This is a genomic window from Collinsella sp. An7, assembly GCF_002159335.1.
GTDB lineage: Bacteria > Actinomycetota > Coriobacteriia > Coriobacteriales > Coriobacteriaceae > Coprousia.
This window is the reverse complement of the sequence record NZ_NFHP01000005.1, coordinates 148,686-173,230: the sequence shown is the minus strand read 5'-3', so window position 1 is coordinate 173,230 and position 24,545 is coordinate 148,686. Positions and strand designations below refer to the sequence as shown.

General features: G+C 66.6%; 19 protein-coding genes and 1 riboswitch. Of the genes, 11 read left to right on the top strand and 8 right to left on the bottom strand.

The window, feature by feature from the left end:
• Positions 1–178 precede the first annotated feature (178 nt).
• On the top strand, positions 179–1,015 hold the full coding sequence (locus tag B5G20_RS07235) for a Cof-type HAD-IIB family hydrolase (protein WP_087356240.1): 837 nt from the start codon (positions 179–181) through the stop codon (positions 1,013–1,015).
• 59 nt (positions 1,016–1,074) lie between these two features.
• The gene (locus B5G20_RS07230; protein ID WP_087356239.1) at positions 1,075–1,761 is read left to right on the top strand and encodes an HAD family phosphatase; all 687 of its coding nucleotides are present in this window, start codon (positions 1,075–1,077) and stop codon (positions 1,759–1,761) included.
• A gap of 102 nt (positions 1,762–1,863) precedes the next feature.
• Here the strand turns inward: B5G20_RS07230 and B5G20_RS07225 are convergent, their stop codons facing one another.
• Together B5G20_RS07225 and B5G20_RS07220 are read right to left on the bottom strand one after the other, a co-directional pair.
• A complete protein-coding gene (locus B5G20_RS07225) occupies positions 1,864–2,673 on the bottom strand; it encodes a TatD family hydrolase (RefSeq protein ID WP_087356238.1) in 810 nt (269 codons plus the stop codon).
• Positions 2,673–3,458, bottom strand: coding sequence for a tRNA threonylcarbamoyladenosine dehydratase (locus tag B5G20_RS07220; RefSeq protein ID WP_087356237.1), 786 nt, complete (start codon positions 3,456–3,458; stop codon positions 2,673–2,675). Before B5G20_RS07220 ends, B5G20_RS07225 begins: the two co-directional genes overlap by 1 nt.
• 247 nt (positions 3,459–3,705) lie before the next feature.
• Here B5G20_RS07220 and ettA point away from each other — a divergent pair, with 247 nt between their 5' ends.
• Together ettA and B5G20_RS07210 are read left to right on the top strand one after the other, a co-directional pair.
• Complete coding sequence (ettA, locus tag B5G20_RS07215; RefSeq protein ID WP_087356236.1) at positions 3,706–5,385, top strand: energy-dependent translational throttle protein EttA; 1,680 nt, start codon at positions 3,706–3,708, stop codon at positions 5,383–5,385.
• Positions 5,386–5,615: 230 nt separating this feature from the next.
• Complete coding sequence (locus B5G20_RS07210) at positions 5,616–6,512, top strand: ROK family protein (RefSeq protein WP_087356235.1); 897 nt, start codon at positions 5,616–5,618, stop codon at positions 6,510–6,512.
• Positions 6,513–6,611: 99 nt separating this feature from the next.
• On the opposite strand, the gene B5G20_RS07205 is transcribed toward B5G20_RS07210, so the two are convergent.
• Both B5G20_RS07205 and B5G20_RS07200 read right to left on the bottom strand, forming a co-directional pair.
• A complete protein-coding gene (locus B5G20_RS07205; protein WP_087356234.1) occupies positions 6,612–8,036 on the bottom strand; it encodes a hypothetical protein in 1,425 nt (474 codons plus the stop codon).
• Between the two features lie 238 nt (positions 8,037–8,274).
• Positions 8,275–9,363, bottom strand: a complete 1,089-nt coding sequence (locus tag B5G20_RS07200; protein ID WP_087356233.1) for a hypothetical protein — start codon at positions 9,361–9,363, stop codon at positions 8,275–8,277.
• A gap of 342 nt (positions 9,364–9,705) precedes the next feature.
• Between B5G20_RS07200 and B5G20_RS07195 the strand changes: the two genes are divergently transcribed.
• The 5 genes from B5G20_RS07195 to B5G20_RS07175 all read left to right on the top strand — a co-directional run bounded on the left by B5G20_RS07195 (position 9,706) and on the right by B5G20_RS07175 (position 16,826).
• Complete coding sequence (locus B5G20_RS07195) at positions 9,706–11,724, top strand: NAD(+) synthase (protein ID WP_087356232.1); 2,019 nt, start codon at positions 9,706–9,708, stop codon at positions 11,722–11,724.
• 268 nt (positions 11,725–11,992) lie between these two features.
• On the top strand, positions 11,993–13,156 hold the full coding sequence (locus tag B5G20_RS07190) for an aminotransferase class I/II-fold pyridoxal phosphate-dependent enzyme (RefSeq protein WP_087356231.1): 1,164 nt from the start codon (positions 11,993–11,995) through the stop codon (positions 13,154–13,156).
• A gap of 151 nt (positions 13,157–13,307) precedes the next feature.
• Complete coding sequence (locus tag B5G20_RS07185) at positions 13,308–14,258, top strand: L-lactate dehydrogenase (RefSeq protein ID WP_087356230.1); 951 nt, start codon at positions 13,308–13,310, stop codon at positions 14,256–14,258.
• Positions 14,259–14,417: 159 nt separating this feature from the next.
• Positions 14,418–15,689, top strand: a complete 1,272-nt coding sequence (locus B5G20_RS07180; RefSeq protein ID WP_239286918.1) for an Mbeg1-like protein — start codon at positions 14,418–14,420, stop codon at positions 15,687–15,689.
• A 132-nt stretch (positions 15,690–15,821) separates the two neighbouring features.
• Complete coding sequence (locus B5G20_RS07175) at positions 15,822–16,826, top strand: nucleoid-associated protein (RefSeq protein WP_087356228.1); 1,005 nt, start codon at positions 15,822–15,824, stop codon at positions 16,824–16,826.
• A 573-nt stretch (positions 16,827–17,399) separates the two neighbouring features.
• Here the strand turns inward: B5G20_RS07175 and dapD are convergent.
• The 4 genes from dapD to B5G20_RS07155 form a co-directional block, all read right to left on the bottom strand.
• Entirely contained in the window at positions 17,400–18,101 is a 702-nt protein-coding gene (gene dapD / locus B5G20_RS07170) for a 2,3,4,5-tetrahydropyridine-2,6-dicarboxylate N-acetyltransferase (protein ID WP_087356227.1), read from the bottom strand.
• Positions 18,102–18,376: 275 nt separating this feature from the next.
• Positions 18,377–19,126 (bottom strand): 4-hydroxy-tetrahydrodipicolinate reductase, encoded by a 750-nt coding sequence (gene dapB / locus B5G20_RS07165; RefSeq protein ID WP_239286917.1) that lies wholly within the window; start codon positions 19,124–19,126, stop codon positions 18,377–18,379.
• Positions 19,119–20,009: a 4-hydroxy-tetrahydrodipicolinate synthase gene (gene dapA, locus B5G20_RS07160; RefSeq protein WP_087356226.1), complete on the bottom strand. Its 891-nt coding sequence runs from the start codon at positions 20,007–20,009 to the stop codon at positions 19,119–19,121. Before dapA ends, dapB begins: the two co-directional genes overlap by 8 nt.
• A gap of 2 nt (positions 20,010–20,011) precedes the next feature.
• Positions 20,012–21,541, bottom strand: coding sequence for a diaminopimelate decarboxylase (locus tag B5G20_RS07155; protein WP_087356225.1), 1,530 nt, complete (start codon positions 21,539–21,541; stop codon positions 20,012–20,014).
• Between the two features lie 10 nt (positions 21,542–21,551).
• Positions 21,552–21,718, bottom strand: a riboswitch (Lysine riboswitch).
• A gap of 153 nt (positions 21,719–21,871) precedes the next feature.
• Between B5G20_RS07155 and B5G20_RS07150 the strand changes: the two genes are divergently transcribed.
• Together B5G20_RS07150 and B5G20_RS07145 are read left to right on the top strand one after the other, a co-directional pair.
• Positions 21,872–23,029, top strand: coding sequence for an amidohydrolase (locus B5G20_RS07150; protein WP_204207705.1), 1,158 nt, complete (start codon positions 21,872–21,874; stop codon positions 23,027–23,029).
• 257 nt (positions 23,030–23,286) lie between these two features.
• Positions 23,287–24,543 carry a CDP-glycerol glycerophosphotransferase family protein gene (locus B5G20_RS07145; protein ID WP_158094418.1) on the top strand — a complete coding sequence of 419 codons (1,257 nt, stop codon included), beginning with the start codon at positions 23,287–23,289 and terminating at the stop codon, positions 24,541–24,543.
• The last annotated feature ends 2 nt before the right edge of the window (positions 24,544–24,545 follow it).

Here is a 24,545-nt window from a genome sequence, read left to right as displayed (position 1 = left end):
GGGTGCCCGCCGGGATGCGTCGACCGCGGCTCTCCGCATATCGTGCATCCTCTTTCCCTCGTCTCGCTTCGCCGCTTGCCCGGGCGGTGGCATGCGCCGGCGCCGCATCCCTTACGGTGTCGTGACCTTCTCGTGGTACCATGGCAGCCGTGTGCACCTGCAACAGAGGGGAAACGGCATGGCCATCAAGGCGATCGCACTCGATATCGACGGCACGCTCACCAACGACGAGAAGGTGGTGACGCCCCGCACCCGCGAAGCGCTCATGCGCGCGCAGGAGAGGGGCATCCGCGTTATCCTGGCGTCGGGGCGGCCGGTGCAGGGGCTGCGCAAGCTCGCCCACGAGCTCGAGCTCGACCGCTACCACGGCATGCTCGTTGCCTTCAACGGCGCGCACGTGGTCGACGCCGAGACCGACGAGGTGCTCTTCGACCAGCCCATGGCGGTCGACGACATGCGCGACCTCATCGCCCACCTGCGAAACTTCGACGTCATCACCTGGGTGACCGACGGCCCCTACCTCTACGTGGAGGACGCCTTTCGCTGCGACATCACCTTCAAGGGCGCGCCCTTCAACATCGTGAAGTACGAGCGCGACGCCTGCGACCTCATGATCCGCGAGGTGCGAGACCTCACCGAGGTGTGCGAGAGGCCCCAGGACAAGATCCTCACCGCGGCGAGCGGCGACTACCTTCAGGCGCACTGGGAGGAGATGTACGCCCCCTTCCGCGACCGTCTCTCGGGGATGTTCACTGCGGAGTTCTACTTCGAGTTCATGGCGCCGGGCATCAACAAGGCCCGCGCGCTCGCCGGCGCGCTCCCCAAGCTCGGTATCGACGCGTCCGAGGTGATGGCCTTCGGCGACGGCCAGAACGACGCCGCCATGATCGAGTGGGCCGGGACGGGCGTCGCCATGGCAAACGCCGTGGACGAGACCAAGGCAGTGGCGAATCGCGTCACGGCCTCCAACAACGAGGATGGCATCGCGCTGGTGGTCGAGGAGCTGCTCGACTAGAGAGCGGACGGATGCCCCGCGCCGCCGCGCCGTGCGCAAGCGAGAACCAAGGAGGACCCGTGACCGAGAGCTTTCCCTTTCAGGCGGTCATCTTCGACATGGACGGCGTTCTGGTTGATACCGAGCGCCACTACTGGGACGAGCTGCGCGCGTTTGCCGACGAGCTCGACATCGGCGTGACCGACGAGGAGCTGAACGCGCAGGTCGGTCAGTCGACGCAGGCGTTTCTCCGCATGATGGTGGACTGGCTCGAGCGTGCGGGCAAGGGGCGCCTCTCCATCCCCGAGGCGTCTCGCGCCTACAACGCGTGGGCGGCCGAGCACCCGTGCGACTACGGCGCGCTTCTGAACCCCGGGGTGCACGCGTGCCTTGCCGGCCTTGCCGAGCGCGGGGTGCGCGTGGCGCTCGCCTCCTCGTCGCCCCTGGATAACATCCGCGAGGTGCTCGCGGCCTGCGACCTCGCGGGCGCCTTCGAGGTGATCGTCTCGGGGGCGGACTTTACCGAGAGCAAGCCCGACCCCCAGATCTACCTGCACACCTTGCGCAAGCTCGGCCTTCCCGCCGAGGCGTGCTGCTGCGTGGAGGACTCCGTGCCGGGCATCACCGCCGGTAAGCGCGCCGGGCTCACCGTGTTCGCCAAGCGCGAGGAGCGCTTCGGCTTCTCCCAGGATGCGGCCGACGCCATCATCGACCGGGTTGACGACCTGCTCACCGTCGCCCCCGAGCGGTTCGGGACGGCGCGGTAGCGGCGCCGCGCAGGTCGCTCTCCAAGCGCGGCGCACGGCGGCCCCTGTCTTGGGGCGTCGCGGGGCGCCACCGGTCCGCTGCCCGCGCGGCGCGGGTGCTGGTTACGCCCAACCCGTCAACTCGAGGAGCGCGAGGCTGTTGCGCGCGATGAGCGGGCCCAGCTCCGCCGCGTTGATGCCCCGAAGCTCCGCGATGCCCGCAAGCGCCCGCGTGAGCGATGCCTCGAGGGCCTCGGCGCTGTAGGGGGCGTCAAGACCGGGCGGCGCGTCCGTTTCCAGCAGCAGGCGGTCTAGAGGGAGTTGACGGGCGTACTCTCGTCCGCGCTTGCTCTTGAGCATGTGCTCGCTCACCGAGAAACAGCAGCCGAGCTTTCGCGCGCGGGCGAGCTCGTCCGAAGTCCCCGAGAACCAGTGGAAGATGCAACAGGTGCCTGCGGGAGCGCCCGGTCCGGCTGCCCCCGTCTCTTCGAGTATGTCGAGCACCGCGCAAGCAGAGCGGATCGCGTGGATCGAGGCAACGCGCCGTCGGAGCGGGTGCTCGGCTATCGCACGCACGATGCGTCCAAACGCTTCCAGCTGGATTGCCTGTGTGACGGCACCGCGCTTGCCAAAGTCGAGCCCGACTTCTCCGATGTACGGGCTAGTCGCAGCGAGCTGGGAGACACGCTCGATATCCGCCGCTCCGCAGCGCCCGTCGGAGAGCCACCACGGATGGAGGCCGACCCCCACGCGGACGTTCGGCATATCGGACAGAAAGCCTCTTGCCAGCTCGGCATCGTGCGGCGTGACCGTGGTGCAGAAGATGGCGATGTTGCGTTTCGCTGCGCCGCGTGCGACATCTCGGGCATTTGTCATGCGGTCGAGATGGCAGTGCATATCCACGAGGGGGAACTGCCGAGTACCCGCGTCCATCAGAGCTCTCCATCAACAACGGCGCTCACAAGCGTGCGGATGACGTGCCCCGCGATTACCTGCCCCATGATCGGCGGCAGGTAGGAGGCTGTTCCAAGCACCGGCCGGCGTCCTTCGGCGTCGGGCTCGCCCATTGTGGCTCCGCTCACGGGTAGTGTGCGCGGCTGCTCAAACGAGGAGAGCACGGTGAGCTTGCAAATGCCCCGCTTGCGGCATTCTTTGCGCATGGTGCGGGCCAGTGGGTCGTTTGCTGTGTCAAAGATGCTGCAGATGCGCAGCTGGCTGGGGTCGAGCTTGTTGGCTCCTCCCATGCTCGCAATGAACGGCGTTGCCGTGTGTTCCGCCCATTGGGCGAGGGCGAGCTTGGCAGAGACGGTGTCGATGGCGTCCACCACAAAGTCGAGCTGTCCGTCCACCGCATCGAGCGCCTCGCTCATGAGGCCTTCGACGTCCTCAGCGCGCACAAAGCGGTCAAAGGCCACCACCTCCGCAACGGGGTTGATGGCCCGCACCATCTCGGTCATGACCTCCACCTTGCGCCGCCCGACGGTTGCGGGAAAGGCGATGGCCTGCCGATTGATGTTGCTCGGTGCAACCTCGTCTCCATCAACGAGGATGAGCCGCCCGATACCGCCGCGCGTAAGCGCCTCAACGCAGTTGGAACCCACGCCGCCGCAACCGAGTACCATCACGGTCGCGGCACGCAGGCGCTCGAGGGCAGGGGTGCCCCACACCAGCTCAAGGCGTGAATAGGCCGTCTCTGCCGTTGTGCTCTCATGACCCATGTCGGCCACCTCCCGTCTCGAATGCCGTGACCCGATTCTATCAGACCTGCAATCCAAAATCTCCGAAAATCGAACTTGTGTTTGACGAATATACGTTCTATCATGAGAGGGGGTCGAAGTGGTGGTTTCGCGATGGAAACATGCGCGAAGCTCTCGCCTTACCGCCTGCTACCTGAGACGATGAAGCGCAGCAAGACGCATACGGCGCGCTGCGGGGGAGGGCCCGCGGCGATGGAGGGAGTTCTACATGGCAGAGTTCATCTACCAGATGTACCAGGCGCGCAAGGCCCATGGTGACAAGGTCATCCTGGACGACGTGACGCTCTCGTTCTATCCGGGCGCCAAGATTGGCGTTGTCGGCCCCAACGGCATGGGCAAGTCAACCCTGCTCAAGATCATGGCGGGCAAGGAGGAGGTCTCTAATGGCGAGGCACGCCTCACGCCCGGCTACACGGTAGGTCTGCTCGAGCAGGAGCCGCCGCTCGACGACAGCAAGACGGTGATCGAGAACGTGCGCATGGCCTTTGGGGACCTGCTTGCCAAGGTCGAGCGTTTCAACCAGATCGGCGAGGAGATGGCCGCGCCCGACGCGGACTTTGACGCGCTCATGGCAGAGATGGGCCGCCTGCAGGATGAGATTGACGCGGCTGACGGATGGGATATCGATTCCAAGCTCGGCCAGGCGATGGACGCGCTGCAGCTGCCCGACTCCGATATGCCGGTTTCGGTGCTTTCCGGCGGCGAGCGTCGCCGCGTGGCCCTCTGCAAGCTGTTGCTCGAGGCCCCCGACCTGCTGCTGCTCGACGAGCCCACCAACCACCTCGATGCCGAGTCGGTGCTCTGGCTCGAGCACTTCCTCAAGAATTACCAGGGTGCTGTGCTTGCTGTCACGCACGACCGCTACTTCCTCGATAACGTGGCGGAGTGGATCTGCGAGGTCGACCGCGGGCACCTCTACCCCTACAAGGGCAACTACTCCACCTATCTCGAGACCAAGGCCGCGCGCATCGAGGCGCAGGGCCAGCGCGACGCCAAGCTCGCCAAGCGTATGGCGTCTGAGCTCGAGTGGGTTCGCTCGAGCCCCAAGGCGCGCCAGGCCAAGAACAAGGCGCGTCTCGCCCGCTACGAGGAGATGGAGGCGGAGGCCCGCGCGAGCCAGAAGCTCGACTGGACGGACATCCGCATTCCGGTGGGGCCGCGCCTGGGCGCCAAGGTGCTCGAGGTGGAGCATCTGCACAAGGAGTTCGACGGCCGCGTGCTCATCGACGACCTCTCCTTTACGCTGCCGCGCGCGGGCATCGTGGGCGTCATCGGCCCCAACGGCGTGGGCAAGTCGACGCTCTTCAAGATGATCATCGGCGAGGAGCAGCCCACGTCGGGCACCATCGAGCTCGGCGAGACGGTCAAGATCTCGTACGTCGACCAGGGGCGAGCGGGCATCGATCCCGATAAGTCCCTCTGGGAGGTCGTGTCGGGCGGCACCGACAAGATGCTCGTGGGCGAGACCGAGGTCCCGAGCCGCGCGTACGTGGCGAGCTTTGGCTTTAAGGGTTCCGACCAGCAGAAGCGCGCCGGCGTGCTCTCGGGCGGCGAGCGCAACCGCCTGAACCTCGCCCTTACCCTCAAGCAGGGAGGCAACCTCTTGCTGCTCGACGAGCCGACGAACGACCTCGACGTCGAGACGCTCTCCTCGCTCGAGGCGGCGCTGCTGGAGTTCCCGGGCTGCAGCGTGGTCATCAGCCACGACCGCATGTTCCTCGACCGCGTGGCGACGCACATCCTCGCGTGGGAGGGGACCGATGAGAACCCGGGCAACTGGTACTGGTTTGAGGGCAACTTTGCCGCCTATCAGGAGAACCGCGTGGCCCGTCTGGGCGAGGACGCGGCCCGTCCGCACCGCATCCACCGTAAGCTTACGCGCGACTAGCGGGTCGGCGGCGTAAGGGGCGGCAGGCGTCGGGCAGCCTACACGCGCTTGCGTGGCGTCTGCTGCCCAGGGATGCTCGGTCGTCGCCTACCTCCCAGTCTTTGCGCACGCTGCGCTTGGGCGATAAATGCAGCAAGATGCCACTTTGTCCCAAGCGCCGCAGGTAGCTGCGGTCGGCTGTGCTATCCTGAGAACGATTTCACAATCCTGCGGCGTCGAGGGGAGCAGAGATGTCCGATCAGGTTCTGTTGGGTTCGCTCGAGGCGGGCGGAACCAAAATGGTTTGTGCAACGGGCTATGCGGACGGGACGATCGTCGAGCGCGGGCGCTTTGACACCACCACGCCCGAGGAGACCGTGCGCGCGTGCGCAGAGTGGTTTGCCGATCGGGGAATCAAGGCGCTCGGTGTGGGTGCCTTTGGCCCGACAGCAGTCGATCCGGCCTCTCCGCGTTTTGGCCAGATTCTCACGACGCCCAAGCTCGCCTGGCGCGACTTTGACCTGCTGGGTACGCTCAAGTCGAGCTTTGATATTCCCATGGGGTACGACACCGACGTCAACATCGCCTGCTTGGGTGAGGTCACCTTCGGTTGTGCCAAGGGCCTTGAGGACGTGCTCTACCTCACCATCGGCACCGGCGTGGGTGCGGGCGTGATGGTGGGCGGCAAGCTCATCCACGGTATGCTGCACCCCGAGGCGGGGCATATTCTGCTGACCCGCGACCCGCGCGACCCCATGCCCGAGGGCGAGTCGGGCTGCCCCTTCCACGCCAACTGCCTCGAGGGGCTCGTTGCCGGGCCGGGCGTGGCAAAGCGCTGGGGCGGCAAGAGTGCCGGCGAGCTTGCCGATGACGACTTTGCCATGGACCTGCTGGGTGGCTATCTCGGTCAGGCGCTCATGGACTTTATCCTCTGCTATGCGCCCAAGAAGGTCATCATCGGCGGCGGCGTGGCCGACCACACGCCCATCGTTCAGGTCGCGCGCAAGAAGGTCGCCGAGTACCTCAACGGGTACCTCGTAACGCCCGAGATGGATGACCTCGATTCCTACATCGTGAACAATTCGCTCGAGGGCAACCAGGGCATCCTGGGCGGGCTTGAGCTCGCCCGTCGTGCGCTGGAGGAGTAGGACGAGGGTCTGCGCGAGTAAAAAGTTCGGCGAATAGAGGCCGGGCGGCACATCCTCTGTGGAGTGCCGCCCGGCTTTGTTTGGTATCGGTGTCGTGTGCTACTCGGCGTCGTGCTCGACTGCCGCGATCGCCCACGTCTGACATCCGGCTGCCGCTTTGCCGGTGCGCTTCTTGATGGTGACGCCCACCTCGTGCCGCTCACCGTCGCGGATGTAGCCCGCCGGGAAGGTCGCGCGGGTGCGGCCGCCCTCGATCGTCCCCGCGAGCTTGGCGATGTCAAAGTACGCGCTCAGGATGCCTAGGACATCGGCGCCATAGGGGAGTAGGTGTGTGAGCGCAACGAGCAGGTCGCCGGGGCAATAGACCTCGCGCGCGAAGTCGACCGGGTAGTCGGCGACGGGAGCGCTCGGGCGTGCCGCTCGGGCGGGAGCCTCGCGTTGGGCGGGCTCGGGCGCGGGCTCGGGACGGGGCGCCGCAGGCTCCGGCTCCGCGGTGGTTGTTGGCGCTGCTGCCTGTGGGGACGGCTTGTCGGATGTCGGCGCGCTTGCCGGTGCGTTCGCAGCGGCGGGATTGACCGTCGGCTGCGGCACGGGGTGCGTGGCGGTTTTGGGTGTATCAGTAGGCGAGGCAGTGCCCGAATCGGTATGCTCCATTGTCTCGCGGTGCGCGTTACGTTCGTTCGCTTTGCCAGCCGTTTGCTCGGCTTCCGGCGCATCCGGCTTCTGCTCATCTTGCGCAAGCTCGGTATCGTCCTCGGCGCCCGGGTCGTAGACCACGGTGAGGGAGATGTGCGGGGTCGAGATGGGGTATACCGCGGTGGGCTCGTCGGACGTGTTGTCGCCTTGTGCATCGGAGGGGAGAGGGGGTTCTTTGTTGGCCTCAGCCGCGAGGGGCTCGGGTGCCGGTTCCGTCATGGCAGGCGACGGCACGGCCGGCACGTCCTCTGTCTCAGTGGTGGCTACCTCCACGCCGTCGGCGTTACCCTTGGTCGGCTCCACGCCGGTAGACGCGGCCTCTTCTGCAGCTGGTTTGGGCTTCGCGGGCGTAACGGGTTGCGCGGCGTCGTTCGCGGCAGCGTCCTCGGGAGCTACCGGTTCCTCGGCTACCGCCTCAATCTCTTTGTCGGCCTCGGGCTCTGCCCGCTTAACGCGGCGCGGCCTGACCGGGCGCAGGCTCTTATCGGACTTCTTGCGCTTCCAAGACTTGCCGCCTACCTTTGCGCTCTCCTTCTCGGTGCTGCTCGCCGCTGCGAGTGCCTCATCCCACGCCGGCTGCGCCACGACGGTGGCGTAGATGCGCCCGCCCTTAAAGACCTTAAGGTCGATGAAGTCGCTCAGCTCCTCAAGGAGCGCTCGCGTGTCGGCAAGCCCAAGATCTTCGGCGGTGAACTGCTCGGCCGCAAGCGCCTCCTCAACAGCGGGGAGAAACGTCTGCTTGCCGGTGCCGAGGGCCGTTTTGAGAAGCTGGTAGAGGTAGATATGGTTGCCCAGAGAAAGTGCGGGGCGATTGATGCGCTGGTTCATGGCTTCCTTTCTGCTGCGTTTCTCCCTATCTTACCATCGGCCCCGCGGCCAGGATTACCCTAGGGGGTCATGGTGGCTGGCCACAGGCGTGCGCCTTTTCGTTTGTCCCGGCTAACGCCGGAGCTCATGCGGCGAAGGGGAGGATAGGCTCCGACCTGCGCATCTCGGTTTGCCCGGCTGCCGATTAGCCCGGCGCGGCAACGATATCCCTTCTTTGGGGACCGCCTCGGCCGAACGGCTACTGGCCTGAGCTGCTCGAGGACGCCGAGCTCGTCCCGGTGCCCGCGCCGCCGGTGCCGTCCGTTCCGCTGATGGCGCCGGATGTGTTGCCTGCCGTCGAGTTGTTGGAGGTTGCACCGCTGCCGCTGGAGGTTCCGTCGCTAGCAGCCCCACTGTTTCCCGTGCCTGTATCGGTGCCGGGGGTCCCTCCCATGCCGGCCGAGCTGTTGGAATCGGACGAGCCGGTGCCGGAGTCCCCTGTCGTGCCCGTTGACGTGCCAGAATTCACCGCGCCGTTCGATGGGGTACTGCTGTCAGCGCTCGGCGACTGGGGCTTTGCCGTATCCGGCGACGTCGTCTCGGGTGCGGGCGCGGTGCCCGCGGTTTCAGTGTCGTTTGAGTTGGCCGCCGGCTCGTCAACGGTCGCCTGCGGGGCAAAGAGCGGCTCGGTCTTGGTACCAATGCCCGCGCCGCCCGTAAATACGAGGATAGCGATGGTACAGATGGCAACGGCAGCGGCTGCTGCTGCGACGGAGAAGAGAACCACCTTGCGCTGGCTCTCACTCCGCTCGGCCGCTGCTCGCGCGCGGAGCTTGGCTGGTGCCACACGGGCGCCGTGGATGGGCTGACCGTTCACTCCCGGGGTGGTCATAAGTCGCGTGGCGTCCGCTGCGTCGGAGGCTCTCCCCAGGCACGTATCGCTCGGGTGCACGCTGCCGGTCGTTTGCGGGTAATCGCTTGCCCCCGCATGAGAGAAGGCGGCGTCTTTGAGCGCATCGCTCCCGCGCTTGAGCTTCTCGGCGCTCGCGTCGAGGAAGCGCCGGTAGAGCTGCGACGATATGACGGTAACAGCCGAGCTCATCGCGGCGCCGATCACCGAGCCGGCGATACCGATCTGCGAGGCGAGCACCATCGAGGTCGCGGCGGCAGCGGCACCGGCGATGACCTGTGGGATGGAGATATCGTCTAGCAGTCTGCGTTTAACCTGCATGGGCTGGGTGTAGCCGACAGCCTTTGAGGCGGGCAGTACCGTCGAGGTGGGGGAGTCGTCGCGCGTGACCACGCGCGTGCGCTGCTGCTGGTCGGGATCGATATACGTAGAAGCCATGGTTCGAGTGCCTCCGTTCATGGCAGGAATGTTCGGGCTTTCACGGTAGCGCGCCCGCGGTGCGCCGGCGCGCTCGTGAGGCCGATTCCACAGAGGTGATACCCGCCGGGGGCATCCGGCGGGGCGGCATGCAAGAAGAGCGCGGGATGGACAGATACGGCACGGGGCGCCGCGGGGCCGCAGCGGCGCGGCGCATCGCGAGGGCGCCGCGGCGCGAGGGCCGGGACGGCGCCCCGCCCGTCGGCAACGCCCGGGCTCCCCGTCGCGCCCACGCGCGCACGCGGCGGTACAATGGGGGCCGTGAATCACAGCCGGGCAGGGCCCGCGGCGAGAGGAGACGAGATGGACGAGCTGGTGTACGCCGGCGTTGGCAACGGTGCCGGCGCGGGCGGCGGGGACGGGTTCTTCCGCGTGGCGGCGGCGACGCCCCGTATCCGCGTGGCGGATGTGGAGGGCAACGCGGATGCCATCATCGCCACCGTACGCGCTGCGGCCGAGCGCGGCGTAAGCGCGCTGGCGCTCCCCGAGCTCTGCCTTACGGGCTACACCTGCGCGGACCTCTTTTTGGACCGCACACTCCTGCGCTCGTGTGAGCGCGAGCTCTCTCGCATCCTTGCCGAGACGGCCGAACTGCCGGTCTTCTTTACGGTCGGCGTGCCCGTTGCGCACGGTTCTGCGCTCTACAATTGCGCCGCCGCGTGCTGCGCCGGCCGGCTCATCGGCCTGACCGCCAAGGCCTACCTTCCCAACTACGGCGAGTTCTACGAGCGCCGCTGGTTTACCCCCGCGCCGTTGAGGGGCGGCAGCTTCGTGAGCTTTGCCGGCGGGATGGTTCCGCTGGGTTCGGGCCTTGTCTACCGTTGTACCGACCCGGGAATGGGCGCCGTGGCGATAGGCGTGGAGGTCTGCGAGGACCTCTGGGTCGCCGATCCGCCGAGTGTGGCCATGGCGCTCGAGCAGGACGCAACGGTCATCATGAACGCCTCCGCTTCTGACGAGGTCATCGGCAAGACGGCCTATCGCCACAGCCTCGTGTCGCAGCAGTCGGCGCGGCTCTTCTGCGCTTACCTTTACGCCGACGCGGGGGAGGGCGAGTCCACGACCGACCTCGTGTTTGCCGGGGAGAACCTTGTGGCCGAGAACGGCTCGATTCTTGCCCGCACGCCGCTCTTTAGCTGCGATATGGCGGTCGCCGACGTCGACCTCGACCGCCTTGTAGCCGAGCGGCGGCGTTCCACCACTTGGCAGCGTCCGCTCTTCTCCCGCGGCGGCACGCAGGAGGTCGGCTTCTCGTTTGCGGGCGCGCCCGAGGAGCGTGCTGAGGCCACGGTCGTTCTGCGCTCTGCCCTTGAAGCGGACCGGGTCTTTCCGCAGGCGCCCTTCGTTCCGGAGGATAGGGGCGACCTTGCCGAGCGCTGCGAGGAGATCTTGAACCTGCAGGCTCATGGCCTCGCCACGCGCCTCGCGCACACGAGCACCCGCCACGCCGTCATCGGCCTCTCGGGCGGGCTCGATTCCACACTCGCCCTGCTCGTGACGGTCCGCGCCTTCGACCTGCTGAGCCTTCCGCGCAAGGGGATCACTGCGGTCTCGATGCCAGGCTTTGGCACGACGGTGCGCACCAAGACCAACGCCCAGACGCTTGCCGAGGCGCTCGGCTGCGACTTCCGCGAGATCTCGATCCACGCGGCTGTGGAGCAGCATTTTGCCGATATCGGGCACGATTCCGCCAAGACCGACGTCACCTATGAGAACAGCCAGGCGCGCGAGCGCACCCAGATTCTCATGGACCTCGCCAACCAGCAGGGCGGCTTTGTGATCGGCACGGGCGACCTCTCCGAGCTTGCGCTCGGTTGGGCCACCTACAACGGCGACCATATGAGCATGTACGCCGTCAACGCGAGCGTGCCCAAGACCCTCGTGCGGCACCTCGTGCGCTACGCGGCAGGCGTCTTTGGCGGACAGATCGAGGAGACGCTGCTCGACATCCTCGACACCCCCGTCTCGCCGGAGCTGCTGCCGCCGACGGGCGACGGCCAGATTGCCCAGAAGACCGAGGACCTGGTGGGCCCCTACGAGCTCCACGATTACTTCCTCTACTACCTGCTGCGCTTTGGCTTTACGCCGGGCAAGATCTTCCGCATGGCGTGCCGCTCGTTTGCGGGCGACTATGACCGCGAGACGATCCTCTCCTGGCTGCGCGTGTTCTACCGGCGCTTCTTTGCCCAGCAGTTCAAGCGGAGCTGCCTGCCCGACGGGCCCAAGGTGGGGTCGGTAACGCTCTCGCCCCGCGGCGACTGGCGCATGCCGAGCGACGCGAGCGCGAGGGTGTGGCTAGCGGAAATCGACGACCTCTTCTAACTGCCGGCCTTCTGTAGCACCCGACCTTGGCCTTCAATCGTCGGTCGCCGCACGCAAGGCGTGCTCCCTCCTCTTTCAGGCCAATCCCGGGCACTACAGAAGCCCGGCGCCGGCTCGTTGTAGCACGCCACCTTGGTCTTCGAAAGGCCGTGGCCGTTGCTGTGGGTCAGTTGGGGACGTGTTCCGTTTGACCCCTTTGCGGCACGTGGGAAAGCTGGGCTTTCCGACACCGTTGCTTTTATTCGCTCCTCTCGAGAAAGGAACCATCATGCAGTTCTCTAAGCGGCTCGATCTTTTTGGCGAGGAGGTCTTTGCCTCGCTCAACAAGCGGCGCCTCGCGCTGGAGGCCGAGGGGCGGACCATCTACAACCTCTCGGTGGGCACGCCCGACTTCCATCCCTACGACCACGTGGTGCTGGCGCTCATCGACTCCGCCCGCAACCCGGACAACTGGAAGTACAGCCTCGGCGACCTTCCCGAGCTCAAGCAGGCGGTCTGCGCGTACTACAAGCGGCGCTTCGGGGTTGAGGACATCACGCCCGAGATGGTGACCTCGTGCACCGGCACCCAGGAGGGCATGGGCCAGCTCGCGCTTGCACTCCTCGATCCGGGCGACACCGCGCTCGTGCCCGACCCGTGCTACCCGGTTTTTGCCGGTGGGGTCAAGATCGCGGGCGGAGAGTGCGTCTACTATCCGCTCGCCGCCGAGCACGACTTTCGTCCGTACGTTGCGGGCATCGACCCTGCGGTGGCCGATCGCGCCAAGTATATGGTGGTGTCGCTGCCGGCCAACCCCGTGGGGAGCGTGGCCACGCCCGAGCTCTACGACGAGATCATCGCCTTCGCTCGCGAGCACGACCTCCTCATCGTCCATGACAACGCCTACTCCGACATCGTCTACGACGGCCCGCGCGGTGGGAGCTTCCTTGCGCGTCCCGGTGCGCTCGAGGTGGGCGTGGAGTTCTTCTCGCTCTCCAAGTCGTTTAACGTCACGGGCGCGCGCGTGAGCTTCTTGGTGGGCCGGCCCGACGTGGTCGCTGCCTTCGCCAAGCTCCGCGGACAGACCGACTTCGGCATGTTCTATCCCATCCAGCGTGCCACGATCGCCGCGCTCGAGGGGCCGCTCGACGAGGTCGAGCACCAGCGCCACCTCTACCAGGAGCGTCGAGACGCCCTCTGTGACGGGCTCGAGCGCATCGGCTGGGAGCGCCCCAACGCGCACGGCACGATGTTTGTGTGGGCCAAGCTCCCGGGCGGGCGCACCGACAGCCTTGCCTTCTGCGAGGAGCTCATGGAGCGCGCGGGCGTGGTGGTAACCCCGGGGGCGAGCTTTGGGCCGCACGGCGAGGGCTACGTGCGCATGGCGCTCGTGCTGCCGCCCGAGGGGCTGCGCGCCGCCGTCGACGCCATCGAGGCGGCGGGCATTCGCTGAGTCCGCGGACGGTCGTCCGCGACGCCCGTCGCGCCGCCCGTTTTGCCGTATGCGGAATGTGATGGTTGGGATATCGCAATTTGGGAGATAATCTGTCGTGTCAGTTGACCCCGTGCACCCGGCTCCCGCCGGGGATGCAAAAGGAGGAAAGATGATCAACGATCGCAAGGTTGCCATCGTGGGATGCGGCTTCGTGGGCTCGTCCTCGGCGTTTGCGCTCATGCAGAGCGGACTCTTCTCCGAGATGGTGCTCATCGACGTCGACCGCAACCGCGCCGAGGGCGAGGCCCTCGACATCGCGCACGGCGTGCCGTTTGCAAGCCCCATGAAGATCTACGCCGGCGACTACTCCGATGTTGCCGACGCCGCCATCGTCGTGGTTACGGCCGGTGCGGCGCAGAAGCCCGGCGAGACCCGCCTCGACCTCGTCAACAAGAACGTCGCCATCTTTAAGACGATTATCCCCGAGATTCGCAAGAGCGGCTTCTCGGGCGTGCTGCTCATCGTCTCCAACCCGGTTGACGTGCTCACCTATGCGGCCATCCGCATGTCGGGCCTACCCGAGGGCCAGGTTATCGGCTCGGGCACCGTGCTCGACACCGCCCGCCTCAAGTACATGCTCGGCGAGCACGTCGATGTTGATCCGCGCGACGTGCACGCCTACGTTATGGGCGAGCACGGCGACTCTGAGTTTGTAGCGTGGTCGAGCGCGCAGGTGGCCGGCGTGCCGCTCAGCACCTTCTGCGAGCTCCACGGGCACCTCGATCATCGTGCGGCCGAGGTGCGCATCGCCGAGGAGGTAAAGAACAGCGCCTACGAGATCATCGAGAAGAAGCGCGCCACCTACTACGGCATCGCCATGAGCGTAAAGCGCATCTGCACGGCCATCCTGCACGATGAGGACTGCGTGCTGCCCGTCTCGAGCCTCATGGTGGGCGAGTACGGCCTCGAGGACCTCTGCATCTCGCTGCCGACGGTCGTGGGCCGCGACGGTGTGGTCTGCCGCGTGCCCGTCTCGCTCGATGAGGGTGAGATGGCCCAGCTCCAGAAGTCGGCGACCGCCCTTAAGGAGATCATCTCCCAGGTCGATTTCGAGGCGTAGGAGACCTCTGTGGCACAGCGCGGGGGACGCGCGACGCGCCCTCTTCTTGCGCTACCGGCCGGTCGTGCCGGTAGCGCCCGTGGGTCCGGTGCGGATGATTCGTCTGCGCCGGACCGCGCGCATCGGGAGGGGAACTTCGTAACCTACGTCCAAACGCAATTGGATACGTTGGACTCGCGGCCGCTTTGTGCCGTCGACAGCTTGGTGCTCTCGTGGATCTCCTACTTCCGCCTGCCCGAGGACGGCCCGCTCTATGCGGGGTTCTGCAGCTGGGAGGGGCTGTCCGTGCGCGAGCTCCTGCGCGCGGAGGACTTTCCGGCGATGTTCGGTGACAGCTGGGACCCCGAGGGCAGCCGTGAGCTCCTCATGGCGGTGTGCGCGAGCCCGCGCTTTCGCGACATGCGGGTGGCGGGCTACCGCACGTGCTTCTCAGAGGTCGCGGAGGAGCAGTTTGCCGCGATGACCTTCCTTCTGCCCGACGGGGGTGTCTACGTGGCCTTCCGCGGCACAGACTCGACGCTCGTGGGCTGGAAGGAAGACTTTAACATGGCCTTCCAGAGCCCCGTGCCGGCGCAGGTCTCGGCGGCGGCGTATCTTGAGGAGGCCGCGCTCGCTTGCCCTGGTCCGCTCTTCGTGGGCGGTCACTCCAAGGGCGGCAACCTTGCCGTCTATGCGGCCATCATGTGCCCGCACCGGCTGCAAGACCGCATCGTCCGCGCCTTTTCGCACGATGGACCCGGTTTTAACGAGAAGTTCCTGCGTGGAGCGGGGTTTGCGCGTATGCGCGAGCGCATCGACAAAACGCTCCCGCGCTCCTCGATCTTTGGCATGATCTTTGAAGACCAAGAGGACTACGCCATCGTCGACAGCACGAGCTTCTCGCTCATGCAGCACAACCCCTTCTCGTGGGTAGTGGAGGGCGATGACTTTAGGCGGGTCGAGCGTATCTCGGCTGGCGCCCGCTACCTCGATTCCACCCTCGCTGCCTGGATGGCGCGCATCTCGCCCGAGGAGCGCGGCCGGGTGATCGATGCTGCGTTCTCGATCTTTGGGGCTACGGATGCCACCTACTTTGCCGAGATTCGCGACAACTGGCAGGAGAGCCTGCCCAAGATGCTCGCGGCGGCGAGTGAGGTGACGCCCGAGACGCGTGACCTCATCAAGCGTACCGTGGCGGCGCTTGTTAGGGTGGCGACGGTGGGGAAGGTCTCCGACTCTGCCCGGCGTGCCGCGGGGCGCGCGGCAGATGCCGCCGGGCAGCTCGCCGAGTCGGCGCGCTCGGCAGGTGAGGCGGCGGTCTCCGCTGCCCGTGCAGCGGGTGACGCGCGCGAGGACGCAGCATCGGAGCACGCCACGCTCGGCGAGCCCGTTGACGTGGACGCGCTCGACGAGCTCGCGCATCTCTTGGACCGTACGGAGGGCGGGGCGTAGGCGCCGCGTGTCGCTTTGGCGCCCACGGGGCGAGTCGCGCTATACTGTCTGAGCTTTCGGCGCCCTATGACGTTGCCCGTGTATGGCAACGGCTTGCGCGGTGCGCCACGCTACCCGACCCAAGGAGCCTTCATGCAGATCAACCATGCTGTGCTGCACGTTCTCGACTTTGACTCGGCGGTGAACATCTTCTCGGAGCGCGAGCTTGCCCTCGACACGCGGGCGGTGCGTTCGTTTGTGACCAAGCACCTCGGTCGCGCCCGCATGGCGGCCGACAACCGGCGCGGCGCCTTTGCGCCCGAGAGTGCTTTTGCCGAGGAGCTCAAGCGCTACTTCTTTGGCGAGCGGGAGTTTCTCGACCTCTCGCAGCAGGTAGCGGAGTTTCTTGCCGGCGAGCTCTCGCGCGCCGATAAGCTCGTGTCGACCGACGTGCTCGTGGCGGACTTTGACGACGATGACGACATCCGGTGGTTCGCCGTGCTCCTCCTCACGAGCCGTATGGCCTTTATGCACGAGGTCGACAACGCCCAAGGTGGCACCACCTGCGACATCGCACGCCACTACGCCATCCTGCCCGCGCCCTCGCAGAAGCTCACGAGCTATGCCCTCGTGCGGGCGAGCTCGCTCGAGGTGCTCTACCAGGACAAGGCGCGCAGCATCGCCGGCGAGGACCGGATGCTCATCCCCGACGGGCTGCTCCAGTGCTCGGAGGGCGTCTCTTCCAAGGAGGTTATCGACACCGTCGCCCGCGTGGTAGCCGAGGTTGCCGAGGAGCACGGGGCCAACACCGTCACGGCGCTCGCTGCCGCAAAAGCCGCGATGGTCGAGGCGGTTGAGGAGGACGAGGAGCTGCCGCCGTGGGATGTGGTGGACGAGGCGTTTGAGGACGAGCCCGTGCTCCGCGACGCCGTCAAGCAGGCACTTCGCGAAGAGCAGGTGCCCGAGCGCGTACCTGTTGAGCGCGCTCAGGTGCAGCGTGCCGCGGTGCGCAACCTCAAGATCCGCACCGACACGGGCATCGAGATCACCATTCCGGCCGAGATGGCCAACAATGCCGAGTACGTGCAGTTTGTGAATGAGCCTAACGGGTTGATCTCGATTGAGCTCAAGAATATCGGCAGCATAGAGAACCGATAGGGTTCGGCTCCCGTACGTCCGGCCTCCGCCGGTGCGCGGGCTGAGGTTCGAGGCTCGGCGGCCTTTGATCTCGCTTTGCGACTCGCCTCGCACCTCAGCCGGCGCCCCGGCGGAGGCCGGACGCGCCGTGCCCCTATGGGCGGTTGGGAGGGGAAGGAGCTCGGTGGTCCCCGGGCTCGTTTCCTTGATCGTCCGGAGTAGAGGCACTGGTGGTGTCGGTGGGGCGTGCTGTGCCCTGGGAGGCGGTTGGGCAGGGGAGAGGGTGCGGGTCGATTGGGGTTGAGGCACTGCTCGTCCTATGGCGACGATTCGATCCGCGGCATTCTGTCCGATTCTTTCTACCTAGCCCTCGCGTCGGCCGATTCTTTCTGTCTTGTCCCTTCTGGTAGAACGAATCGGTCAAAAATGGGGTTCATTCTGACCGATCTGTTCTACTAGAAGGAATGGGACACTCCGGGGCGGCTCATCCGCCTTGGCGTGGCGCTCAAAAGGGTAACGCCCTGACCTGCTGCTTTTCTAGGCGGGTCAGGGCGTATGTTGTTGGAGTGGTTGTTTTTTACCGGGGGCGTTGCGCTACAGCTGGCGCAGGCTCTCCTCGAGGCCCGTCTTGCTGTCGGTCTTTTCGTCGCGCTGCTTGATGACGCGTGCCGGCACGCCGGCTACTACGGCTCCGTCGGGCACGTCCTCCACTACCACGGCGCCGGCAGCCACCACGGCGCGGGTGCCCACGTGAACGCCCTCGAGGACCACGGCGTTCGCGCCGATCATGACGTCGTCCTCAATGATCACGGGCGTGGCGCTTGCGGGCTCAACCACGCCGGCGAGCACTGTGCCGGCGCCGATGTGGCAGTTCTTGCCCACCGTGGCGCGCCCGCCCAGGACTGCACCCATGTCGATCATGGTGCCCTCGCCGATCACGGCGCCGATGTTGATGATGGCGCCCATCATGATGACGGCGTTGTCGCCAATCTCCACCTGGTCGCGGATGATGGCGCCCGGCTCGATGCGGGCGTTCACGCCCTTGAGGTCGAGCATCGGCACGGCGGAGTTGCGGCAGTCGTTCTCGATGTCGACGTAGTCAAAGGCCTCGGTATTAGCCTCGAGGATGGGCTTGAGCTCCGCCCAGTCGCCAAAGACGATCTTGCCCTTACGCCCACCATACACGTGCGCGTTACCCCATGTGACCTTCTGACCGGGCTTCTCGCGCACATACAGCTTAACCGGCGTCTTCTTAGGCGCCGAAGCAATAAAATCAATAATCTCCTGAGCGTTCATCAACAACCGTTCCTTTCCGTCACCGTACCAACTAAGTAACCTTTGCATTATTTGATCTAAAGCGAGCGCAACACGGAAACCCTTGCAGGTGAGAGCGGGCTCCAACTATGACGCATCAACCAGGTAGACATCCTGCGGGGCGAGGGGCCTGCCAACCGGACGCTTCGCCGATCGCGAGTTCCGCAGATTCCCGCGCAAAGCGCGCGGAAATCGAGGACTGTCCGAGCAGGCGGCGAAGCGTCCGGTCGGCAGGCCCCTCGCCCTCGCCCAGACACCTACCCGAACATGACCTCGTCAAACGTATAGAACCCGGGCGCCATACCTACGAGTTTCCGCGTTGCGGCGAGCGCCCCGTTGACGAAGATCTCGCGGCTCTCGGCCCGGTGCGTGAGCGTAACCTCCTCGCACGGCCCAAAGAAATGCACCTCGTGCACGCCTGCCACGGTGCCGCCACGAAGCGAGTGCATGCCCACCTCGTGGGGGTCGCGCGCGCCGCAGAGGCCCGAGCGGCCATAGATCGGCTCGTACGTGCCGGCACCGACCTCCGCCTCGGTGGCCACGACCTCGTCGAGGAGCATCTTGGCGGTGCCGCTCGGGGCGTCGACCTTCTGGTTGTGGTGGCACTCCACGATCTCGACGTCAAAGCCGGGCAGCTCGCGGGTTGCTTGCGCCACGAGGTGCCGCAGGGCCGCGATGCCGATGGAGTAGTTGCCGCTCCACAGCACCGGCGCATCCTCGCCGAGCGCGCGGAGCGTCGCGAGCTGCTCCTCGGAATAGCCCGTGGTGCCCGATACAAGGGCGGCCCCGGTGCGGCGCACGTAGGCGGCCACGGCATCGAGCGTGGCAACGTTGGAGAAGTCCACGATTGCGTCGGCCGCGGGTGCGCCCTCGAGCTCGGACAGGTCGAACCCGATCTGCGCGACCACCTCAAAGGCGGGCTCTCCCGCCTCGGTGCGCGCAGCCTCGGCAACGGTGCGGATGAGCGTGCCCATGCGGCCCGCGCCCATCACGACGATCTTAATCAAGCAGACCAGCTCCCTTCATGGTCTCGGTCAGGTGCTCCCGCGTGGCGTCGGCCATGGGGCAGAGCGGCAGGCGGTAGTTGGCCTCGAGCATTCCTATCTGGGCGAGCGCCTCCTTAACGGGAATGGGGTTCACCTCGCTAAAGAGCGCGTGCACGAGCGGCAGCCCCTCGATTTGGATCTGGCGGGCGCGCGCCACGTCTCCGGCAAACCAGGCTGCCACCATCTCGTGTACGAGCGCAGGCTGGACATTCGCCCAAACCGAGATAACGCCCGACGCGCCGAGCGAGAGCAGGGGCACCACCATGTCGTCGTTGCCGGAGTACATGCGAAAGTCCGGCCCCAGCACGTGCGCGATGTCTGAGGCGTAGGAGATCGAGCCGCTTGCCTCCTTGATGCCCATGATGTTGCCGTGTTCTGCCAGGCGCTCAACGTTTCGTACGCTCACCGAGCAGCCGGTGCGCCCGGGGATGTTGTAGACGATGCACGGCACGTCCACCGCGTCGGCCACGGTGGCGAGGTGGCGGTAGATGCCCTCCTCGTTGGCCTTGTTGTAGTAGGGGGTGATGATGAGGAGTCCGTCGGCGCCGAGGCGCTGGTACGAGAGGCTCTTGGCGAGCATCGTGGCGGTGGAGTTGGAGCCTGAGCCGGCGATGACCGGCACGCGCCCGGCCACGCGCTCCACCACAAAGGCGCAGACGGCGTCGTCTTCCTCGTCGGTCATGGTGGACGACTCGCCGGTGGTGCCGAGGGTGAGAATGCCGTCGGTGCCCTGGGCGATGTGGAAGTCCACGAGGCGCCCGAGTGCGTCAAAGTCGACGTTCCCCTCCGCGTCAAAGGGCGTGACGAGGGCAACGATCGAGCCCTCCAGGTTGCGGATGTCCATGCCTACTCCTTTCCGGTGGTAGTGGCGTGTTGGTGCGTGTCGGCGCTGGCGGCCGCCGCGTCGTCGGTGGCGCGCGATGCGGTGGCCGCTGCCCCCGCCGACTGCGGTGCGCCACCATCTGGGCCGTCTGCAAGGGTGTCCCACGGACCCGCGAGCTCGCCCGTCTCGAGCGCGCGGGTGGCCCGCGCGATGACCTCGCGCCCCGCCTCGGTCACATTGAGCGTGGCGAGGTAGTCGAGCGGCGTCTCGGCGCGGCGGATGAGCTCGGTCGTGCCGTCCTCGTGCAGCAGCACCTCCGCAGAGCGCAGGCGCGCGTTGTAGTTGTAGCCCATCGAGTGACCGTGGGCGCCCGTGTCGTGGATAACGAGGAGGTCGCCGATCTCTACCTCAGGCAGCGCTCGGTCGCGGGCGAACTTGTCGTTGTTCTCGCAGAGGCCGCCCGTCACATCGTAGACGTGCGTGGCGGGCAGGTCGGACTTGTCGGGACCGCCCGCCTGGCCCATCACGGTGACGTGGTGGTAGGCGCCGTACATCGCCGGGCGCATGAGGTCGGCGGCGCAGGCGTCCACGCCGAGGTAGTCCTTGTAGATGCGCTTCTCGTGCAGCACGCGCGTCACCAGGCAGCCGTAGGGACCCATCACAAAGCGGCCCATCTCGGTCGCGATGGCCACGTCGCCCATGCCGGCCGGTACGAGAATCTCCTCGTAAGCGCGCCGCACGCCCTCGCCGATGGCGCGGATATCGTTGGGCTCCTGGCCGGGCTCGTAGGGAATGCCCACGCCACCCGAGAGGTTGATGAAGGCCACGTGTGCGCCGGTCTCGCGCTCAAGGCGCACCGCAAGCTCAAAGAGGATGCGGGCAAGGGCGGGATAGTACTCGTTGGTGACCGTGTTGCTCGCGAGGAAGGCGTGGAGGCCAAACTGCTCGGCACCGCGCGCGAGGAGCATCCGGTAGGCCTCAAAGAGCTGCTCCTCCGTCATGCCGTACTTGGAGTCGCCGGGGTTATCCATGATGCCGTTGGCCAGCCTAAAGAGCCCGCCGGGGTTAAAGCGGCAGCTCACGGTTTTGGGAATGGTCCCCGCGACCTCCTCAAAGAAGGGGATGTGCGTGATGTCGTCAAAGTTGACGATGGCGCCGAGCTCGCGCGCGAGCTTAAAGTCAGCGGCCGGGGTGTCGTTGGACGAGAACATGATGCCGTGCCCCGAGACGCCCACGCCGTCGGCGATGAGGAGCTCGGTGGCGCTTGAGCAGTCGAGGCCGCAGCCGTACTCGGTCAGGATCTTGATGAGCGAGGGGTTGGGGTTGGCCTTGACGGCAAAGTACTCGCGGAATCCGGGATTCCAGGCAAAAGCCTCGTGGATGGCCTCGATGTTGCGTCGGATACCCGCCTCGTCGTAGAGATGGAAGGGGGTGGGGTAGCGCTCGGCGATGCGCACGAGCTGGTCTTTGGTAACAAAGGGCTGCTTGGTCGCCGGCCGCGCGGACGTGCCTCGCGCGGTGGCGTCGGACGGTGCAGAATCGTGCTGCGACATATGCGTCTCCCTCTCGAGTAGCGCTCCTGCGGACGTGCAGACAGTCCAGCGGGTCTTTCCCGCGGGCCCACCCGGTGCCCGTGCCCGGGCGGCCGAGTTCGGCGGACTCGCCTCTCCGCGGGGTCGCTGCCTGCCGGCTCGCCCGCGGACCATCTCGCCCGCTCCTCTATCGAGTGGGTTCACTGTAACATAGGCGGCTGCATTTCCGCCTGCGCGGGAAGTCTTAACATAATGAGTAGTATGAGTTTCAGCCGGCGTGGTGCCCGCCGCATTAACGTGGCGCCCGCCGCACCATCACGGCATCCGCCGTACCGCGATGAGGGAGAGACGATGACCATGACAAACCAGGATGCCGACCGCTCGACGCTCAACGAGCTCACGCGCTATCGGCGCGACCTGCACCGTATCCCGGAGCTCGATGACGACCTGCCCCAGACCCTCGCCTACGTGCGCGGGGTGCTCGAGGGGCTCAGCTGCGAGGTCTCGACGCCGTGCCATAGCGCGCTTGCAGCCTATTTTGACCTTGGCCGTGCGCACACGGTAGCCATTCGCTCCGATATGGACGCTCTCCCCGTGACCGAGGCGACGGGCCTGCCCTTTGCGAGCGGCCACGCGGGATGCATGCACGCCTGCGGGCACGACGGACACATGGCGATGACACTTGCGGCGGCAACGTGGGTCGACCGGGTGATCGCCGGCGCGGTGCCCGGCATGAGCGTGGCGTCGTTCCCGCGGAACATCCTTTTTCTGTTTCAGCCGGCCGAGGAGACCACGGGCGGAGCGGCGCGCGTCTGCGCGAGCGGGATCTTTGAGCAGACGGCAACCGAGCGCATCTTTGGGTTCCACCTGTGGCCCGACCTGCCGGCGGGCGAGGTGGCATCGCGGCCGGGTGCGCTCTTGGCGCGCTCGAGTGAGACGACGCTCGCCTTTCACGGGCGCTCGAGCCATATCGCCAAGTGGCGTGAGGGGCGCGATGCGCTCGGGGCCGCGGCGCGTTTTGTGGTGGGGTCCAAGTGGCTCAGCCGTCGGCTCGAGCAGGATGAACCCATGGCGCTGCGCTTTGGCAAGCTCGAGGCGGGGACGGTCCGCAACGCCGTGGCCGCCGAGGCGCGCCTCGAGGGGAGCCTCCGCGTGTTCTCCGAGGAGATGTTCAATCGCGCGCGCCGCGAGGTCCGCGACCTCGCCCAGACCGCGGCCGACGAGGAGGGCGTGACCGTTGAGGTCAACTTCTCTGAGGGCTATCCGCCGGTGGTGAACAACGAGGAGCTGTATAAGGTGGTCGAGCGGACGCTGCCCGGGCTCGGGCGTATCCCCGAGCCACTCCTCATCGCCGAGGACTTTGCCTTTTACCAGCAGCACCTCCCGGGCGTCTTCCTCTTGCTCGGTACGGGGACGGGTATTCCGCTCCATGCTGACACCTTTACCTTTGACGAACGCGTGCTCACGAGCGGGCTCGCCGCCTACCAGCGCCTCCTCCAGGCCGACTGAGAATATGGGGACGGGTGCGTTTTTCTCACTATGGTCCCAAACGACCCCTTGGGTTTCTCTGTGAGATGGCGGTACCGGTGGGCGCGCGCGGCGCAAACCGCGTATGATGGAGGGCGTTTGCGAACCGTCGAGGGTTTGGGTGATGCGGATATGGGACGTCTGCGCAGATGCGATTGCGGCCGCGGGGGCGTCCGCTGCCCCGTCGCTTGGCGCCGGGTGGGCGTCGGTACCACCGCCGCGCATGCGGGGTGGTGCGCATGGTGATGCGCCTCGCCGCCCTCGTGATCTCGGGCATCTTCCGCATCTTCAGCCTCTTTCCACAGCGCCGGTGCATCGCCCTGCTCTCGCGCCAGTCTGCCCGCCCCTTTGACTTTGAGCTTCTGGAGCCCGCGCTCCGTCGCGCGTTCCCCGATTACAAACTCGTCTGGTGCTGCGTGGCGCATGGCGGCGAGATGACCGTCCCGCTGATGCTCAAGCAGCTCTGGTATGTCGCCACGGCCGAGGTCTGCCTGGTCGACGGCTATGTGCCCGCGGTTTCCATCCCGCGCGGGTCCAGGCGCTCCGCCTGCATTCAGTTGTGGCACGCCCTCGGCGCCATCAAGAAGTTCGGCTTCCAGTCGCTCCACACGGCGGCCGGCCGCTCGCCCGAGGCGGCCCGCGCGTTCTCTATGCACGCGGGCTACGACTGCATCGTTGCCGGGCTTTCGGGCGCGGTGCCCGCGTTTGCCGAGGCGTTCGGCTACCCCGAGAGCGCCTTTTTGCCGCTCGGCCTGCCGCGCTGCGACTACCTGCTGCGTCCGGAGTACGCCGGGATGCGTGCCGAGCGGAGCGCTGCGCTCGCAGCCGAGATAGCCGCACTGCCGGCGGTGGGGGAGGGCGACGCCTCCGTTGCGCACGATGGGCCGGCCCTGGATGAGTCGCGGGGCGATCAGCGGGAGGGCGTAGGCGCCGACTGTACCACCCGCACCCGCACCAACCGCCCGGTCGTGCTCTACGCGCCCACCTTCCGCAAGAACAACGCCAACCCCGCGTGGCTCGCCGACGCGGTCTGCGCGCTCGATGCCTCGCTCCCTGCCGAAGTCGCGCTTCTCATCTCGGCCCATCCGCTCGACGTTGAGCACCTCGAGGGTCGCGTGCTCACCCCGCGCGTGCGCGTGGTGCACCGCACCGCCACGATCGATGCCCTCGCCGTGGCCGACTACGTGGTGACCGATTACTCGGCCGTGGCGTTTGAGGCCATGCTCGCAGGCGTAAAAACCTATTTCTACGTGCCCGATATCGAGGAGTACCGCAACTCGCCCGGGCTCAACGTCGACCCGCTGCGCGACGCGCCGGGCATCTCCACCGCAGACGCCGAGGCGCTCGCCCACCTTGTTGCAGACGACCTTGCCTGCGGCTCGTACGACCGCACGTGCGAGACGGCCTTTGCGCGCGGGTACGGCATCGACCCGGACCCCGCGGCGTGCGCCGTTGACGCCATCGTGGACGTGGTCCGCGGCTACCTCAAACGCTAAGG

Excerpts from the sequence above, each read along its gene's own strand:
- B5G20_RS07145 (WP_158094418.1), top strand. The coding sequence starts at position 23,287 with ATGGTGATGCGCCTCGCCGCCCTCGTGATCTCGGGCATCTTCCGCATC.
- ettA (WP_087356236.1), top strand. The coding sequence starts at position 3,706 with ATGGCAGAGTTCATCTACCAGATGTACCAGGCGCGCAAGGCCCATGGT.
- B5G20_RS07200 (WP_087356233.1), bottom strand. The coding sequence starts at position 9,363 with ATGGCTTCTACGTATATCGATCCCGACCAGCAGCAGCGCACGCGCGTG.
- B5G20_RS07225 (WP_087356238.1), bottom strand. The coding sequence starts at position 2,673 with ATGGACGCGGGTACTCGGCAGTTCCCCCTCGTGGATATGCACTGCCAT.
- dapA (WP_087356226.1), bottom strand. The coding sequence starts at position 20,009 with ATGGACATCCGCAACCTGGAGGGCTCGATCGTTGCCCTCGTCACGCCC.
- B5G20_RS07195 (WP_087356232.1), top strand. The coding sequence starts at position 9,706 with ATGGACGAGCTGGTGTACGCCGGCGTTGGCAACGGTGCCGGCGCGGGC.
- B5G20_RS07150 (WP_204207705.1), top strand. The coding sequence starts at position 21,872 with ATGACCATGACAAACCAGGATGCCGACCGCTCGACGCTCAACGAGCTC.
- B5G20_RS07235 (WP_087356240.1), top strand. The coding sequence starts at position 179 with ATGGCCATCAAGGCGATCGCACTCGATATCGACGGCACGCTCACCAAC.
- B5G20_RS07190 (WP_087356231.1), top strand. The coding sequence starts at position 11,993 with ATGCAGTTCTCTAAGCGGCTCGATCTTTTTGGCGAGGAGGTCTTTGCC.
- B5G20_RS07155 (WP_087356225.1), bottom strand. The coding sequence starts at position 21,541 with ATGTCGCAGCACGATTCTGCACCGTCCGACGCCACCGCGCGAGGCACG.
- dapD (WP_087356227.1), bottom strand. The coding sequence starts at position 18,101 with ATGAACGCTCAGGAGATTATTGATTTTATTGCTTCGGCGCCTAAGAAG.
- B5G20_RS07185 (WP_087356230.1), top strand. The coding sequence starts at position 13,308 with ATGATCAACGATCGCAAGGTTGCCATCGTGGGATGCGGCTTCGTGGGC.
- B5G20_RS07220 (WP_087356237.1), bottom strand. The coding sequence starts at position 3,458 with ATGGGTCATGAGAGCACAACGGCAGAGACGGCCTATTCACGCCTTGAG.
- B5G20_RS07175 (WP_087356228.1), top strand. The coding sequence starts at position 15,822 with ATGCAGATCAACCATGCTGTGCTGCACGTTCTCGACTTTGACTCGGCG.
- B5G20_RS07210 (WP_087356235.1), top strand. The coding sequence starts at position 5,616 with ATGTCCGATCAGGTTCTGTTGGGTTCGCTCGAGGCGGGCGGAACCAAA.
- B5G20_RS07205 (WP_087356234.1), bottom strand. The coding sequence starts at position 8,036 with ATGAACCAGCGCATCAATCGCCCCGCACTTTCTCTGGGCAACCATATC.